Annotated in this window: 1 protein-coding gene; it reads right to left on the bottom strand. The window is 48.3% G+C overall.

The window, feature by feature from the left end; translation table 11 throughout:
• A partial coding sequence (locus tag BCU12_RS10925) for a solute carrier family 23 protein (protein ID WP_277871266.1) occupies positions 1-240 on the bottom strand: 240 nt, incomplete at both ends.

Here is a 240-nt window from a genome sequence, read left to right on the forward strand (position 1 = left end):
ATTGTTTTTGATCAGCGTATTCAAACCGACAGTGGCGATTGAGCCAAACAAAAGAATCATGATGCCGCCCATCACAGGAACAGGGATAGTTTGAAGCAGAGCACCAAGCTTACCGACGAGAGCGAGAACAATGGCGGTCACCGCTGCCCATGTCATGATCACTGGATTGAATGCTTTGGTTAGCATCACAGCACCAGTCACTTCACTGTAAGTCGTATTTGGTGGCGCGCCCATTAAAGA

The organism is Vibrio sp. 10N.261.55.A7, assembly GCF_002877365.1.
Lineage (GTDB): Bacteria > Pseudomonadota > Gammaproteobacteria > Enterobacterales > Vibrionaceae > Vibrio.